This is a genomic window from Andreprevotia lacus DSM 23236, assembly GCF_900176275.1.
GTDB classification, from domain to species: domain Bacteria; phylum Pseudomonadota; class Gammaproteobacteria; order Burkholderiales; family Chitinibacteraceae; genus Andreprevotia; species Andreprevotia lacus.
This window is the reverse complement of the sequence record NZ_FWXD01000023.1, coordinates 1-14,881: the sequence shown is the minus strand read 5'-3', so window position 1 is coordinate 14,881 and position 14,881 is coordinate 1. Positions and strand designations below refer to the sequence as shown.

The following is a 14,881-nucleotide window of genomic DNA, read 5'->3' as shown; positions in this document are numbered from 1 at the left end:
GGCACGATGATGGCAACCTCATCACGCCAAGGACCAAGCATGCCAGGCTACCGCTATCGTATCGTCAACGTCTTCGCCGAAGCCGCCTACGCCGGCAACCCGCTGGCTGTATTTGAAGACGCACGCGGGCTGGACGATGCGCAAATGCAGATGCTGACACGCCAGCTCAACCTGTCCGAAGCGACGTTCGTCTTCCCCAGCGAGACGGCCAGCGCGCAAGTGCGCATTTTCACGCCCGGCTACGAGCTGCCGTTTGCCGGCCACCCGACACTGGGCACCGCCGTTACGCTGGATCGCGTGCGCGGGCTGGGCGGCAAGGTGATGCTGGACCTGCGCGCCGGCTTGATCCCGGTCGTGGTCGACGGTGACCGCGCCACACTGACTGCCAACGCCCCCACCTACCGCGATGCGGCGCCGGCAGCCGAACTCGCCAGCGCACTGGGCCTGCCTGCAGCTGCCATCGTCGGCACACCGCGTTTCATCGACACCGGCAGCGAGCAACTGGTAGTGCAACTGGCCAGCCCCGAGCTGGTCAGCGCTGCCGCGCCCGATCTGCCGCTGTTCAACGCCCTGACCTTCAACAAGCAGAACCGCGCCTGCGCGCTGGTATGGGCCTTCGATGCCAACGATCCCGGCACGATCTACGCGCGCTTTTTCTGGGTGCAGCACGGCCAGCTGGGCGAGGATTTCGGCACCGGCTCGGCCTGCGCCAATCTGGGCGGCTGGTTGCTGGGTGCCGGCCACGCCGCGCCGTTTGCCTACACCATGATCCAGGGGCAAGACACCGGCCGGCTGGCGCACCTGCGGCTGAGCGTCGGCGTTGACCGCGCCATCAAGGTCGGCGGCCGCGTGGTCGAGGTGGGCCGTGGGGAATTCGATCTCGAATAATACCGATCGGCGGAACAAGCGGTGCCATGTACAGTCTGACTGGCACCGCAATCAAGCGGCTCCCGTATAATCCGTGCTTTGCACCGCAACATAAGCTTCTGCTCACATGACTGCCCGCCTGCTCGCCCCCGCCCTGCTCTGCTCCCTGTTCGCAACCGCTGCGCTGGCCGATGCGCCGCCGCTGCCACCGATTGCGGCCAAGGCCTATTACCTGACCGACTTCCAGAGCGGCCGCATGCTGGCCGCACAGGATGCCGACAAGCGCATCGAACCGGCCTCGCTGACCAAGCTGATGACCGCCTACCTGACCTTCAAGGCCGTCAAGGAAGGCCGCATCAAGCGCGACCAGATGCTGACCGTGTCGGCCAAGGGCTGGAAAACCGAAGGCTCGCGCATGTTCCTTGACCCCAAGGTGCCGGCCAGCGTGGACGACCTGATGAAGGGCATGATCGTACAAAGCGGCAACGATGCCTGCGTGACACTGGCCGAAGCCATTGCCGGCAGCGAGGAAGTGTTCGCGCAGCTGATGAACAAGGAAGCGGCGCGGCTGGGCATGAAGAACACCCACTTCACCAACTCGACCGGCCTGCCCGACCCCAATCTGTATACCTCGACCGCCGACCTGGGCATCCTGGCTGGCGCCATCATTCGTGACTTCCCCGAGTTCTATCCGATCTACTCGATGAAGTCGTTCAAGTACAACAAGATCGACCAGCCCAACCGCAACCTGCTGTTGCAGCGTGACCCGAACGTGGATGGCCTCAAGACCGGCCACACCGAGAGCGCCGGCTTCAACCTGATTGCCAGCACGCACCGCGACGGCCGCCGGCTGATCTCGGTGGTGGTGGGCACCAGCGGCGACACCGTGCGCGCCGATGAATCGGCCAAACTGCTCAATTGGGGCCTGAACTTCCACGACACGCCCAAGGTGGCTGCCGCCGGTCAGTCGGTTGGCGAGGTACGCGTGTGGAAAGGCAGCGAAAATACCGTCAAGGCGGGCTTCGGTCGTGATCTGTATGTGACGGTGGACAAGGGCGACGCGGGCAAGGTGGCCAAGCAGTTCATCCCGGCCGACAAGCTGGTGGCGCCGATCAAGCAGGGCCAGCAGATCGGCACGCTCAAGCTCAGCGTGGCCGGCAAGCCGCTGCAGGACATCCCGGTTGTTGCGCTGCAGGGCATCGAAGAGGCCGGTTTCTTTGGCCGCATCTGGGATAGTATGAAAATGAAGTTCAATTAAGGCAGCCAGACTGGCTGCTGCCTTGCTGCGAGTCACATCCATGGCTGACTGGCCCGACATGATCGCCTATCTGAACGGCAGCTTTGCGCCACTGGCGCAGCTGCAGGTGCCGGTGCTCGACCGTGGCTTCCTGTTTGGCGACGGGGTGTACGAGATGATCCCGGTGTATGCGCGCCAGCCCTTCCGGCTGGCCGAGCACCTGCGGCGGCTGCAGCACAGCCTGGATGCGGTGCGCATCGCCAATCCGCACAGCGAAGCGGAATGGACCGCCATCGTGGGCGAGCTGGTGGCGCAGCAGGATTTTGCCGACCAGTCCATTTATCTGCAGGTGACACGCGGCGCGGCCTATCCGCGCAACCATGCCTTTCCGGCCGACAGCACGCCGACGGTATTCCTGTTTGCCGACCCGTTGACCACACCCTCCGCCACGCTGCTGGCCCAAGGCGTGGCCGCGGTCACGCAGGCCGATGTGCGCTGGCTGCGCTGCAATATCAAGGCGATCTCGCTACTGGCCAATGTGCTGGCCAAGCAGCATGCCGTTGATGAAGACGTGGCAGAAACGATCTTGATCCGCGACGGGCTGATGATCGAAGGCTCGGCCAGCAATATCTTCGTGGTGAGGGATGGCGTGATCCTGGCGCCGCCCCCGTCGCACCTGATGCTGACCGGCATCACCTACGATCTGATCATCGAGCTGGCGCAGCAGCACGACATGCCGCTGCAGGCGTGCGAAATTTCGGCGGACGAATTGCGCGCTGCCGATGAGGTCTGGCTGACCTCGTCCAGCAAGGAAGTGCTGGCCATCGTTACGCTGGACGGGCGGCCGGTTGGAAATGGCGTGCCCGGCCCCATCTACAAAGCCATGTATGCGCACTACGCTGCCTTCAAGACCGGCGTGATGCAACAGGGCAAGGATTACTGAATGACACAACTGAACAATATCCCCGGCAAGAAGCTGGAAGAACTGGTGACCTTTCCGGTACTGATCCCGGTCAAGGCGGTCAGCCACAAGCAGGTGGCGCAGGACGAATTCGTCGCGGCACTGGTCGATGTCACTGCGCTGCATGTGCCGGGCTTTCATATCGATCTGGTAACCGTGCGCGCGTCCAGCTCGGGCAATTACTATTCGGCCACACTGTCCATCACCTTCGACACCATCGAACAGGTGCATGCCGTCGATGTCGCGCTGCGCGCACATCCGCTGGTGCAGATGCTGCTGTGACCAATCTGGCATCACCCGCCTTGCGGCCACCGGTTGCCGTCAAGCAGCTCGGCCTGGCCGACTACGCGCAGACCTGGCAAGCGATGCAGGACTTCACGCAGGCGCGCGGCACCGATACGCCGGATGAAATCTGGCTGCTGGAGCACCCGCCCGTGTTCACGCTCGGCCAGGCCGGCAAGCCCGAGCACATCCTGCAGCGCGGCGACATCCCCATCGTGCAGATCGATCGCGGCGGGCAGGTCACCTATCACGGCCCCGGCCAGCTGATTGCCTACACGCTGTTCGACCTGCGCCGGCTGGGCCTGGGTGTGCGCGAGCTGGTGCGCCGGCTGGAAAACAGCGTGATCGCACTGCTGGACGATTACGACATCGCCGCCTATGGCAAGGTCGATGCGCCTGGCGTCTATGTGCGCACCCCGCATGGCGATGAGGCCAAGATTGCCGCGCTGGGGCTGCGCATCCGCAACGGTTGCTGCTTTCACGGCCTGTCGTTCAATGTGGACATGGACCTGGCGCCATTCGGCATGATCAACCCCTGCGGCTATGAAGGGCTGCAGGTGGCGCAATTGCGTGATTTCGGCGTGGACGAGACACCTGCCGGCATCGCGGGTAAAATGGCCGAAAAAATCCTGCAACAAATCAATTGAGTAACCGCGCATTGCGCGGCCGGACCCCCATGACCGAAGACATCAAGACGCCCTCCAACGCCGTTGGCGTAAAGCACAAGGGCGAAGCCAAGACCGCACGCATCCCCATCAAGGTGGTGCAACTGGAAACGCGGCTGAAGAAACCCGAGTGGATCCGCGTGCAGGCGCCCAACACCAACAGCCGCTTCTACGAGATCAAGGAAATCCTGCGCGAGCAGAAGCTGCATACGGTGTGCGAAGAAGCATCCTGTCCCAATATCGGCGAATGCTTCGGCAAGGGTACGGCCACCTTCATGATCATGGGTGACATCTGCACCCGTCGCTGCCCGTTCTGCGACGTGGGCCACGGCCGCCCCAATCCGCTGGATGCCGAAGAACCCAAGCACCTGGCCGACACCATTGCTGCGCTGCGCCTCAACTACGTGGTGATCACCTCGGTGGACCGCGACGACCTGCGCGACGGCGGCGCCCAGCATTTTGTCGACTGCATCAGCCAGACCCGTGCCAAGTCGCCCGCCACGCAAATCGAAGTGCTGGTGCCCGACTTCCGTGGCCGCCTGGAACTGGCACTGGACATCTTCGCCGACGGCCTGCCGGATGTGATGAACCACAACCTGGAAACTGCGCCGCGCCTGTACAAGCAAGCCCGCCCGGGCTCGGACTACATGCACTCGCTCAAGCTGTTGAAAGACTTCAAGGCGCTGTATCCGCACGTCAAGACCAAGTCCGGCATCATGGTCGGCCTGGGCGAGACCGACGAGGAAGTGGTGCAGGTAATGCACGACATGCGCGCGCACGATATCGACATGATCACCATCGGCCAATATCTGCAGCCATCCAACGGCCACCTGCCGGTACTGCGCTACGTGCACCCGGACCAGTTCAAGGCATGGGAAACACTGGCCTATGAACTGGGCTTCCACCACGCTGCCGTCGGTGCCATGGTGCGCAGTTCTTACCACGCAGACCAGCAGGCACACCACGCCGGGCTGTAAGGCCGGGCTTGCCACAAACAAAAAGGCGTCGCTTGCGACGCCTTTTTGTTTTTAAAGTGCCACTGGTTTTGCTGCGGCTGGCCAGATTACCCGATTACCCGGCCCCACCAATTCCTCTTGATTGCTGTCGGGCTTTTTCCTCACCGAGAATATTTCCTGCCCATCGGCCCGGTACAAAGCTTTGACGTTGTTGGGCGCATAAAAGCCGAAGTAGTCACGCTCATCAGCCGTATCAAACCCCACCACTGCATTTTTCCCCGGCAGGATTTTCAGAATGGGCCATTTGGCGGGCACCAGTTCCCGACCATCACGCGCGTGCAAGCCCATCAAACCGCGATCCGCAAATGCCACGATAAACTGGCGCGATGCATCGAACTGGTAACGGAAGTACTGCTTGGCCGGAATCAGCACCTTGCCGGCAGGGTCCATCAGGCCGACGGCAATGCGCTTGTCCTCCACATCTTCAATCGCCGGATTAAGCAGCGACTCAGCTTCACGGCTGAAGACGATATGATCGCGATCAAGCACTTCCAGCTCGGTATAGCCTTGATTTTCAAACAATACCTTGCCTTGATCGAGGTCCAGAATCGCATGGGTATAGCCGTTGATTACATCGCCGCCATGGGCAATGAGCATGCTGCGTGCCGATAGGTCGCCACGCCAGAGATTGTCCGGGACATTCACCGTAATCCAATGCGGCGGCACCAGCCACTTGCCGGTGTGGTCAATCAAGCCATAGCCTGCATCAGTTGAAGCCGCGCCGCTTTTGGCGCCGAACTCGCTACACCCCGAGAATTGGGCAGGGATGAGCACCTTGCCATGCAGGTCCATGAACCCGCAGGTTGAACTATTCAGGTTCTTTTTGAAAAAGACCATACCTGCCGGGGAGGGATGGCCGATCAGCGCGTTGGTTGGCGCCAGTGCGATGTTTCCCTGCAAATCCAGCAAACCTTGCCGTTGATCGTTCTCTTTCAGCACTTCGGCATGAATATAACCGTCGCTGGCCCTGTCCAGTGTGGTGAAGGGCACCTGCCTGGCGATTTTCTGATCAATCAGAACGACCCAGGGTTTCTTTCCTTTCGCGGCGGCAACCGCGCCGCCCTGCCGTGCCAGGTCGATGTTGTTGGACGACAACTCGTCAAACTGCGCCGGCGTAACCATTTCACCCTTGGCGTTGATGATGCCGTACAGCCCGTTGCGCTGATAGACGATGAATTCATGCCGGCCACCGTAATCGAGTTCCTCAAACGGCTCGGGGAATACATCCTTGCCCTTGGCATCAAACAGCACCGAGCGGCTTTTGTCCTCACTGACTTCGGCAAAGAGTCCAGGGGTCAACTCGTTGACGCTGGCGCCCTCTTCAAGGCGCCGCAACACGGCACCATCCAGGCCATACATGGCCCAGGCACCATTCTCGACCAGGAAATAGCTGTCAAACTGGGTGCTATACAGTGCAACCGAATCGCGCGTAAATTGTTTAATGATCTTGCCTGTTTCATCGACCACGCCACAAGCTTCATTCAAGCAAACCGGGACCGCCATCCGCCCCAACGGCGCCACTTTGGCTGCAGGAGCTTCACTCGTGGCGTTATCCTTGCAGCCACCCAACACGAGCCCGGCAACCAGGCCAATCAACACGACGCGAAACAATCCAATGTCCTGCAAGTTCATATCCTTTGTGAACAATGAGCGTACGAATGACACTCGAATGGTGGCATTTTGCGCGTGCAGGCAATTACTGTCAAAAAGCTGAATCAAAACATACTTTATCTGAATTAATTCAGGCCCAATGACCAATCCGGACCCATGCCATGAGTAGCAGCCCTCGTCACCAACTTTCAATGTCCATCCTGATGATGCCCGAGATGGCCAACTTCTCCGGCAATGTGCACGGCGGGCAGTTGCTCAAGTTGCTGGATGAGGTGGCGTATGCCTGTGCCAGCCGTTATGCGGGGACTTATGTGGTAACCCTGTCGGTCGATCAGGTGCTGTTCAAGCAGCCGATTCACGTGGGCGAGCTGGTGACTTTTCTGGCCAGCGTGAACTACACCGGCCGTACGTCGATGGAGATCGGCATCCGCGTGCTGGCCGAGAACATCCGCACGCGTGAGGTGCGCCATACCAATAGCTGCTACTTCACCATGGTGGCGATGGGTGAGGCTGGCAAACCGGCAGTGGTGCCCGGGCTACAGCTTGACGATGACACTGCCAGGGCACGCTGGCTGGCAGCAGAGCGCCGGCGCCAGCAACGCATGCAGCAGTCCTGAGCAGCCGCGTCACGCGTACCAAGAGGTTTCTCCACCGCCGTTGATGCGCGTAGCAAGGCTTGCGGACAGCGCAGGACGGGGCATGGCAAGCAGCAGGGAAGCGGCTTACTCTCCGACGAAATGCACAGAACCCGGCCTTGCCGGGTTCTGGATGGCGGTTTTTCACGGGGCCGCTTGCATGGCTGGCGCTCAGCCCAGGTGGGAAAACAGCGTGCGGATCTGCGCGTCGTCGTGTTGCATCGCGATTTCAAGCGGTGACTGATGCTGACGGTTGCGCCGGCCGACATCGGCCTGGTATTCCAGCAGCAGGGTCAGGATGGGCAAGGCTTCGCGCGAACGGCCGTAGAGCAGCAACTGGTGCAGGATGTTGCTGCCTTCTTCGTCCTCAATATTCGGGTTGGCACCGGCCTGCAACAGGCGCGATACCACGGCTTGCTTGAGGTTTTGCGCCGCCAGCATCAACGGCGTAAGGCCGCGCTTGTTTTGCACGTCCAGATTGGCACCATGCTCGATCAGCGTATTGACCACCGCCAGATGGCCATTGGTGGCGGCCCAGTGCAGGGCGCGGAATCCGCCCAGATCGGCACGATTGATGTCTGTTTTCAGGGTAAGCAGGTAATCGACCACATCGGTGTGGCCATAGGATGCCGCCCAGATCAGGGCGCTCTTGCCCAGATCATCGGTGCGGTCGGACGAGATGCCCGCCTTCACCATGGTCATGATGCGGTCCTTCTCGCCTTTCTGTGCGGCCTCAATCAGCGTCAGCGAGGTATACAGCGGTTCGGCCTTGCGGAACTCCAGATGCGGCTCTTCCGCATGGCCCCAGATGTCGGGCGTGGAGGATGGCTTGATGTTGCGCTGCCAGTCGTAAGCACGCATCAGCCCCATGAGCTCGTGGACGACCGAGGGGGGAAAGCCTTGGCGGTCACCGCGATCATCGATCAACAGGTCTTCAAAATACTTGTCCAGATTGCGGCTGCCCCACAGATCAACAATGGTGTTGGCAATGCGTGGGTAGTTGGCTACCAGTTCTGCCGGGTATTGTTCCTGATATTCACCCAGACAGCGCCTGAGCTGCTCGCCAATCAAAATCCGATCCATGGGACACACACTCCCGGCTGACAAGTACTTGATTTCAAACTAGACCAGCAAATCAAGGCTCACAAGCCCGGTCAGTCTTGCGCATCCGTACTGGAAGCCGGCGGTGGCGAAGGTTGCTTGCGCAAGGCCTTCATTTCACGCTCAAACCAGCCGTCCAGACGACGGGCCAGCGGGTGGCCGCTACCGCCCAGCAGTTGATGAACGGATGTCTCGCTCAGCACCGGCCTGCCGCGCTGCATGGGCGCCAGTGCAGCGGCCTCGGCATCCGGCGGCCAGCGCCGGTCGATGAGGCGGCAGATGTCCGCAGCATCGAACCACCAGCCGCCGCGCTCGTCACGATAGATGCGCACCTCAAAGCCGCCATAAGCGATCCAGTGATCGGCATCCTGATACGCCGCCGCCCTCATGCGGCCGATCATGGCCGGCAGCAGCTCCAGCAGCGGCTTGGCCATCAGCACAGCCACCACTACGGCAGCAAAGGGCAGCAAGGTCAGCGCATGGCGATAGGCCAGCCACAGCACCAGCGCGCTGATGGCCAGGCGGATCGCCAGCATCCGGCCCAATTGCCACAGGTCGTTTTGGTCGTCACGCATGCGATTCTCTTTAAAGCCTGTTTGGCGCGGCGTGCAAAACCCCGCACAACCAGCTGGCAAGGCACGCGAAACGCAGACGGTACAAGCCCCTGCAAATGAGCGTAACGCTGCCAGCAGGGTTTGTTTAGCGCCCCTTGGGGAATGCCCCTGCCACCCCACCGCCACCAGGCCCAAGCCGCCAGCAGCGGCAACAGGTCACCACATAGCCTACTGCAATGGCGGCCAATCGGACTTCATCATCTGGCCGGGTGCTTATCCCATTCATAGACCACGGCCTTGCCCCCCGTTATGTAAAACAGGGCTTGCTTGCCGACACCGAAGTTGTTTGGCCGCATACTCAACAGGCCATGCTCGCAGCATGCTGTATTTGTCGGTCGTCCTGTTGCACAAATGACCCGCGCCGATCACCATGCTGCGCAGAAAAAAACGCCACCCGAAGGTGGCGTTTTTCAGACTGCGTGTGCTGCAGGGAAAACCGGACTTAGAAGTCCATGCCACCCATGCCGCCCATGCCGCCGCCGCCCGGCATGGCCGGAGCGTCGTCCTTCGGCAGCTCGGCCACCATGGCGTCGGTGGTCAGCAGCAGGCCGGCAACCGAAGCAGCATGTTGCAGTGCCGAACGGGTGACCTTGGCCGGGTCCAGCACGCCCAGTTCAACCAGGTCGCCGTATTCGCCGGTAGCGGCGTTGTAGCCAAAGTTACCCGTGCCTTCGACAACCTTGTTCACCACCACGCTCGGCTCGTCGCCGGCGTTGGCAACGATCTGGCGCAGCGGTGCTTCGATGGCCTTCAGCACGATCTTGATACCGGCATCCTGATCGGCATTGATGCCCTTCAGTTCGCCCAGGTTGGCACGAGCGCGCAGCAGCGCAACGCCACCGCCGGCCACAATGCCTTCCTCGACTGCAGCGCGGGTAGCGTGCAGTGCGTCTTCAACGCGCGCCTTCTTTTCCTTCATTTCGACTTCGGTGGCAGCGCCAACCTTGATCACGGCAACGCCGCCGGCCAGCTTGGCCACGCGCTCTTGCAGCTTTTCACGGTCGTAGTCGCTCGAAGCTTCTTCGATCTGCTTGCGGATCTGGGCAACGCGCGCCTTGATGGTTTCTTCCTGGCCAGCACCGTCGATGATGGTAGTGTTTTCCTTGGCCACTTCGATGCGCTTGGCTTGGCCCAGTTCGGCCAGCGTGGTCTTTTCCAGGGTCAGACCGACTTCTTCGGCGATCACGGTACCGCCGGTCAGGATGGCGATGTCTTCCAGCATGGCCTTGCGACGGTCGCCAAAGCCCGGTGCCTTGACGGCCACGGTCTTGAGGATGCCACGGATGTTGTTGACCACCAGAGTAGCCAGCGCTTCGCCATCGACATCTTCAGCGATGATCAGCAGCGGGCGGCCCGACTTGGCCACTTGCTCCAGCACCGGCAACAGGTCGCGGATGTTGCTGATCTTCTTGTCGAACAGCAGCACGAACGGATTGTCCAGCAGGGCGATCTGCTTGTCCGGGTTGTTGATGAAGTACGGCGACAGATAGCCGCGGTCGAACTGCATGCCTTCCACGACAGCCAGTTCGTCTTCCAGACCCGAACCGTCTTCAATGGTGATCACGCCTTCCTTGCCAACCTTGTCCATCGCTTCAGCGATCTTGGCGCCAACGATTTCATCGCTGTTGGCCGAGATGGAGCCGACTTGAGCGATTTCCTTGCTGGTGGTAGTCGGCTTGGCGATCTTCTTCAGCTCGGCAACCAGGGCTACGACAGCCTTGTCGATACCGCGCTTCAGGTCAGTCGGGTTGAAGCCGGCAGCAACATACTTCAGGCCTTCGTTGACGATGCCTTGCGCCAGCACGGTCGCGGTGGTGGTGCCGTCACCGGCGATGTCGGAAGTCTTGGAAGCCACTTCCTTGACCAGCTGTGCGCCCATGTTTTCGAACTTGTCCTTCAGTTCGATTTCCTTGGCAACCGATACACCGTCCTTGGTGATGGTCGGCGCGCCGAAGCTGCGCTCCAGCACCACGTTACGGCCCTTCGGGCCCAGCGTTACTTTAACCGCGTCGGCGAGGATGTTGACGCCAGCCACCATGCGGGCACGGGCGGAATCACCGAACTTGACTTCTTTTGCAGCCATTTCATTTACTCCAAATCATTGAATTCTGGGGAGTGCTGCACGCTGGGTGCAGCAGCATTTCGGGAAGGATTCGATTCGAGGACAAGGCGGCAAGCAAGACTCGACGCAGCCGTACATGAGTACGGCGAGGAGATTCGCCGCGCAGCCAACGCAGTCATCGGATCGAAGGCGAACCGAAATCAGGCCTCGAGGATGCCGAAGATATCTTCTTCACGCACCACCAGCAGCTCTTCGCCGCCGACCTTGACGGTCTGGCCGCTGTACTTGCCAAGGATGACCTTGTCGCCAACCTTGACTGCCAGCGGGCGCACCGAGCCATTGTCCAGCTGCTTGCCGGTGCCGATGGCAACGACTTCGCCCAGATCCGGCTTCTCGGCTGCAGCGCCCGGCAACACGATGCCCGAGGCGGTCTTTTCTTCAGCTTCAACACGCTTGATCACGACGCGGTCGTGCAAGGGACGAATACCCATCTTTCAATCTCCTGTTGGAAAATCTGTGCATGTGCAGACAAACAACCCGGCACCGATAGTGGCCGGGCCAGCTGTTAGCACTCAACGCTAACGAGTGCTAATAATAGGGACGCCCCTGTGCCTTTTCAATAGAAGAAAGCAAAAATCCGCCGGTTTTTTTGCTTGGCATATCTGCCGTTTTTTCTGCTTGTGCACTTCATGCCGGGCGGCCTGAGCAACACACCTCCCACCACCTCAGTCCTGCAATGTAACGGCAATCTTTCATTACCCCCCTGAGCTGGCATCGAGTTTGCTTGAAAGGGGTAAGTCCACATTCAGCCATGTATGGATTTGCCGGCATTGCAGCCAGTAGCGCAAGCCCGGGCAAGCCCTGGAATGCCCTCGTTGCCGCCACGGCGGCGGCAAGGGCGGCAAGAATGACCACCGCCTTGCCGGTGCCGGGCTTGCCCATCCATCCAGCATCCGAGAGGTTACGCATGACATCGCCACTTTCCCTGTCCAACTTTTCCAGTCTGACCGGCAAGAAAAGCGGGCTGGATGTCTATGACATGGTCAGCAAGACCATGCAGAGCCGTAACACGCTGGCGCCCAAACTGAATGCGGCGCTGACCAGCGACAAGACCCGGCTATCCGGCCTGGGCCAATTGCAGAGCGCACTGGCCTCGTTCCAGTCGCTGGCCAGCACGCTGGCGGGCAAGGGTTTGTCCACCTCGGCCAAGTCGTCCGATACCGGCGTGCTGACCGCAACGGCATCCGGCAACGCCACGGCGGGCAGCTATACGATCAAGGTCGATCAACTCGCCCAATCGCAAGTGCTGACCGCCAAGCCGCAAAGCAGCGCCACCACAAATATCGGCAACGGCGCCCCAATCACCATCAAGCTGGACCTGGGCACCACTGGCGACAAGAGCTTTACCGCTGCCAGCAGCAAGAGCATTACCGTCAGCGGCAACAACACCAGCCTGCAGGGCATTGCCACCGCCATCAATGCTGCCAACATGGGGGTGACCGCCAGCGTGACGCAAACCGCCGATGGCTATGTGCTCAGCCTGAAGTCGCCCAGTGGCGCGGCCAACAGCATGCGGTTGGACGTGAGTGGCGACCCGGCGGTGGCCGCGCTGCTCAACTTCAACCCGGCCGGTGGCAAGAACATGACCCAAACGCAGGCCGCCCAGAATGCGCTGCTGGCCATCAACGGCACCAGCCGCAGCAGCGCCAGCAATACCGTGACTGACGCTGTACCGGGTGCCGTGCTCAAGCTGTCGGGCACCGGCAGCAGCACGGTCACCATTGCGCAGGACAGCAGCCAGATTGCCAGCAACATCACCAATCTGGTCAACGCCTACAATCAGCTCAGCAGCAAGCTGCAAACGCTGCAAAAGGGCGAGCTGCAGGCCGACGGGCTGGCCGGCCGCATCCAGGGGCAGCTGGATCGCATCTTCAATGGCGCCACCGCCAGCGGCAAGGACGGCAACACCCTCACGCTGAGCCGCTTGGGCATTACCCGCGCCAAGACCAGCGAGCTGACCATCAATGCGGATACCTTGCAAAAAGCCGTCACCGCCGACCCGGCCGGCGCTGCCGCGCTGTTCAGCGGCAAGGACAAGGGGCTGGTCAGCCAGATCGGCAGCCAGATCGACGGTCTGCTGGGCTCGTCGGGCACCGTGCAGAAGCAGACCAAGGCGCTGAATGCCGATATCGCCAACATCAACAACAAACGCGACCAGCTGCAAAAAGCCATGACCCTGCAGGCACAGGCGCTGGCACAGAAATACTCGCAACTCAGCAACGGCAGCAGCAGTAGCGGCACCCTGTTCGATACGATGTAAACACCGCCCGGCAGGCATCACGCCCACAAAAAAGCCCTCCCCGATCGGGAGGGCTTTTTGTTGGCCAGCACCACAGCTGGTCAGGCCGTGCTGCCATGCAGTGCCGTTACTGGCGCACCGCGCTCATTGCGCTCATCAGGGTACCAGCGGTGTCATCACCATCCAGCTCCCAGCTGAACACGCCACCCAGACCACTCGACTTCACATAGCTCACCTTGGTGGCAATGTCCGCCGGCGTGTCATACGACCAGAACGTGCTGCCATCGAACTTCCACGATTGCTTGGTGATCGCGTTGGTGTACACCGTACCCGCTGCGTTCTTCAGCACCTTGTAGTCTTCGATGCCCGCTTCGTAGGTACCGGTGGCTGCCTTGGCGGCCGGTTGGTACAGACCGTTGTTGGCGTTGGTCACACCCGTCCAGCCACGACCGTAGAACGGTACACCCACGATCAGCTTGCCAGCCGGTGCACCGGCAGCGATCAGGTTCTTCACTGCGCTGTCGATGTTGTAGGTGGCGCCCAGGCCCGGTTGACCGGTCTTCGGGTCGTTGTAGTTCGGGCTGGCCGGATCGGCGTACAGGTTGCTGTGGAAGTCGGTCGGACCCGTGGCTTCCCAGCCGCCATGGAAGTCATAGGACATGATGTTGATGTGATCGAGGTACTGGCTGTAGGCAGCCGGCTCGGTCATGTCGATCTTGTCCTTGCCCGCGCTGATCGCGACGGTCAGGCCGTACTTCTTGCCGGTGGTGGCAGTGACTGCATCCAGCTGGGTGCGGAATTCCTTCAGCAGCAGGGTGTAGTTCTGCTTGTCGGCCGCCGAGACGGTGTTGTAGCCGAAGCCTTGTACGCCCGGGAATTCCCAGTCGATGTCGATGCCGTCGAATACGCCGGCAGCGGCACCCGTACCACCTGCACCGTCATACACCGGCAGGTTGCCCTTGATGTAGGTGTTGATGCACGAGGAGACCAGTTGCTTGCGCAGGGCGTCGGTCGCGGATGCGGCCGAGAACCACTTGGACCACGACCAGCCGCCGACCGAGATGTACACCTTCAGGTTGGGGTTGAGGGCCTTCAGGCGCTTGATCTGGCCGAAGTTGCCGCGCAGTGCGTCGTCCCACTTGTCAGCCACGCCGTCAACCGACGAAGCGGCATCGAACGATTTGCTGTAGTCGGCAAACGGATCGCCACCGTCACCATTGCCCGATTCGGTACGGTACTGGATGTCGCATTCGTAGCCGCCGTTCTTCTGGTAGACGTTACCGAAGGCGTAGTTCAGGAAGGTCATCTTGGCCGCGGAGCCGCTGGTCTGGATGGCCTTTACCTGGTAGTTGCGGCCGTAGATGCCCCACTGAGCGAAGTAGGAACCGACTTCCTTGCCGCCTGCCGACGGAACCGGGGTCGCGGTCGGGGTGCCCGGGACCGGTGTAGCAGTCGGCTTCGGTGTAGCAGTCGGCACATTGGTCGGCGCCGGGGTAGCGGTCGGAGCCGGTGTTGCGGTCGGCTTCGGTGT

At 61.0% G+C, this 14,881-nt stretch carries 14 protein-coding genes; 8 read left to right on the top strand and 6 right to left on the bottom strand.

All coding sequences use genetic code 11. The features are described from left to right. Positions 1 to 39 precede the first annotated feature (39 nt). From B9A19_RS16450 to lipA, 6 genes are all read left to right on the top strand, one after another. Positions 40 to 888, top strand: coding sequence for a PhzF family phenazine biosynthesis protein (locus B9A19_RS16450; protein ID WP_084092194.1), 849 nt, complete (start codon positions 40 to 42; stop codon positions 886 to 888). 106 nt (positions 889 to 994) lie between these two features. Beyond that, positions 995 to 2,125: a D-alanyl-D-alanine carboxypeptidase family protein gene (locus B9A19_RS16445; RefSeq protein ID WP_084092192.1), complete on the top strand. Its 1,131-nt coding sequence runs from the start codon at positions 995 to 997 to the stop codon at positions 2,123 to 2,125. A 40-nt stretch (positions 2,126 to 2,165) separates the two neighbouring features. Continuing rightward, positions 2,166 to 3,047 (top strand): D-amino acid aminotransferase, encoded by an 882-nt coding sequence (locus B9A19_RS16440; protein ID WP_217807098.1) that lies wholly within the window; start codon positions 2,166 to 2,168, stop codon positions 3,045 to 3,047. Continuing rightward, positions 3,048 to 3,347, top strand: a complete 300-nt coding sequence (locus B9A19_RS16435; protein ID WP_084092190.1) for a YbeD family protein — start codon at positions 3,048 to 3,050, stop codon at positions 3,345 to 3,347. Continuing rightward, positions 3,344 to 3,994, top strand: coding sequence for a lipoyl(octanoyl) transferase LipB (gene lipB, locus B9A19_RS16430; protein ID WP_281249582.1), 651 nt, complete (start codon positions 3,344 to 3,346; stop codon positions 3,992 to 3,994). Before B9A19_RS16435 ends, lipB begins: the two co-directional genes overlap by 4 nt. Positions 3,995 to 4,023: 29 nt before the next feature. Beyond that, positions 4,024 to 4,989 carry a lipoyl synthase gene (gene lipA, locus B9A19_RS16425; protein WP_084092188.1) on the top strand — a complete coding sequence of 322 codons (966 nt, stop codon included), beginning with the start codon at positions 4,024 to 4,026 and terminating at the stop codon, positions 4,987 to 4,989. A gap of 51 nt (positions 4,990 to 5,040) precedes the next feature. On the opposite strand, the gene B9A19_RS16420 is transcribed toward lipA, so the two are convergent. Continuing rightward, positions 5,041 to 6,831 carry a WG repeat-containing protein gene (locus tag B9A19_RS16420; protein WP_245804365.1) on the bottom strand — a complete coding sequence of 597 codons (1,791 nt, stop codon included), beginning with the start codon at positions 6,829 to 6,831 and terminating at the stop codon, positions 5,041 to 5,043. On the opposite strand from B9A19_RS16420, the gene B9A19_RS16415 reads away from it, so the two are divergent. Beyond that, on the top strand, positions 6,801 to 7,256 hold the full coding sequence (locus B9A19_RS16415; protein ID WP_084092184.1) for an acyl-CoA thioesterase: 456 nt from the start codon (positions 6,801 to 6,803) through the stop codon (positions 7,254 to 7,256). The two genes, B9A19_RS16420 and B9A19_RS16415, sit on opposite strands and share 31 nt — an antisense overlap. Before the next feature lie 189 nt (positions 7,257 to 7,445). Here B9A19_RS16415 and B9A19_RS16410 read toward each other — a convergent pair whose 3' ends face one another. The 4 genes from B9A19_RS16410 to B9A19_RS16395 form a co-directional block, all read right to left on the bottom strand. Next, entirely contained in the window at positions 7,446 to 8,357 is a 912-nt protein-coding gene (locus B9A19_RS16410; RefSeq protein ID WP_084092182.1) for an ankyrin repeat domain-containing protein, read from the bottom strand. A 71-nt stretch (positions 8,358 to 8,428) separates the two neighbouring features. Further along, positions 8,429 to 8,950 carry a BRO-N domain-containing protein gene (locus B9A19_RS16405; protein ID WP_084092180.1) on the bottom strand — a complete coding sequence of 174 codons (522 nt, stop codon included), beginning with the start codon at positions 8,948 to 8,950 and terminating at the stop codon, positions 8,429 to 8,431. A 481-nt stretch (positions 8,951 to 9,431) separates the two neighbouring features. Beyond that, entirely contained in the window at positions 9,432 to 11,072 is a 1,641-nt protein-coding gene (gene groL, locus B9A19_RS16400; RefSeq protein ID WP_084092178.1) for a chaperonin GroEL, read from the bottom strand. A 179-nt stretch (positions 11,073 to 11,251) separates the two neighbouring features. Next, positions 11,252 to 11,542, bottom strand: coding sequence for a co-chaperone GroES (locus B9A19_RS16395; protein ID WP_084092176.1), 291 nt, complete (start codon positions 11,540 to 11,542; stop codon positions 11,252 to 11,254). A 476-nt stretch (positions 11,543 to 12,018) separates the two neighbouring features. Here B9A19_RS16395 and fliD point away from each other — a divergent pair, with 476 nt between their 5' ends. Continuing rightward, entirely contained in the window at positions 12,019 to 13,371 is a 1,353-nt protein-coding gene (gene fliD, locus B9A19_RS16390; RefSeq protein WP_176216978.1) for a flagellar filament capping protein FliD, read from the top strand. A gap of 106 nt (positions 13,372 to 13,477) precedes the next feature. Here the strand turns inward: fliD and B9A19_RS16385 are convergent. Further along, on the bottom strand, positions 13,478 to 14,881 hold a 1,404-nt coding region (locus B9A19_RS16385), incomplete at its 5' end, for a glycoside hydrolase family 18 protein (RefSeq protein ID WP_245804363.1).

Excerpts from the sequence above, each read along its gene's own strand:
- groL (WP_084092178.1), bottom strand. The coding sequence starts at position 11,072 with ATGGCTGCAAAAGAAGTCAAGTTCGGTGATTCCGCCCGTGCCCGCATG.
- lipA (WP_084092188.1), top strand. The coding sequence starts at position 4,024 with ATGACCGAAGACATCAAGACGCCCTCCAACGCCGTTGGCGTAAAGCAC.
- B9A19_RS16405 (WP_084092180.1), bottom strand. The coding sequence starts at position 8,950 with ATGCGTGACGACCAAAACGACCTGTGGCAATTGGGCCGGATGCTGGCG.
- B9A19_RS16450 (WP_084092194.1), top strand. The coding sequence starts at position 40 with ATGCCAGGCTACCGCTATCGTATCGTCAACGTCTTCGCCGAAGCCGCC.
- B9A19_RS16410 (WP_084092182.1), bottom strand. The coding sequence starts at position 8,357 with ATGGATCGGATTTTGATTGGCGAGCAGCTCAGGCGCTGTCTGGGTGAA.
- B9A19_RS16440 (WP_217807098.1), top strand. The coding sequence starts at position 2,166 with ATGGCTGACTGGCCCGACATGATCGCCTATCTGAACGGCAGCTTTGCG.
- B9A19_RS16435 (WP_084092190.1), top strand. The coding sequence starts at position 3,048 with ATGACACAACTGAACAATATCCCCGGCAAGAAGCTGGAAGAACTGGTG.
- B9A19_RS16415 (WP_084092184.1), top strand. The coding sequence starts at position 6,801 with ATGAGTAGCAGCCCTCGTCACCAACTTTCAATGTCCATCCTGATGATG.
- B9A19_RS16395 (WP_084092176.1), bottom strand. The coding sequence starts at position 11,542 with ATGGGTATTCGTCCCTTGCACGACCGCGTCGTGATCAAGCGTGTTGAA.
- B9A19_RS16445 (WP_084092192.1), top strand. The coding sequence starts at position 995 with ATGACTGCCCGCCTGCTCGCCCCCGCCCTGCTCTGCTCCCTGTTCGCA.
- fliD (WP_176216978.1), top strand. The coding sequence starts at position 12,019 with ATGACATCGCCACTTTCCCTGTCCAACTTTTCCAGTCTGACCGGCAAG.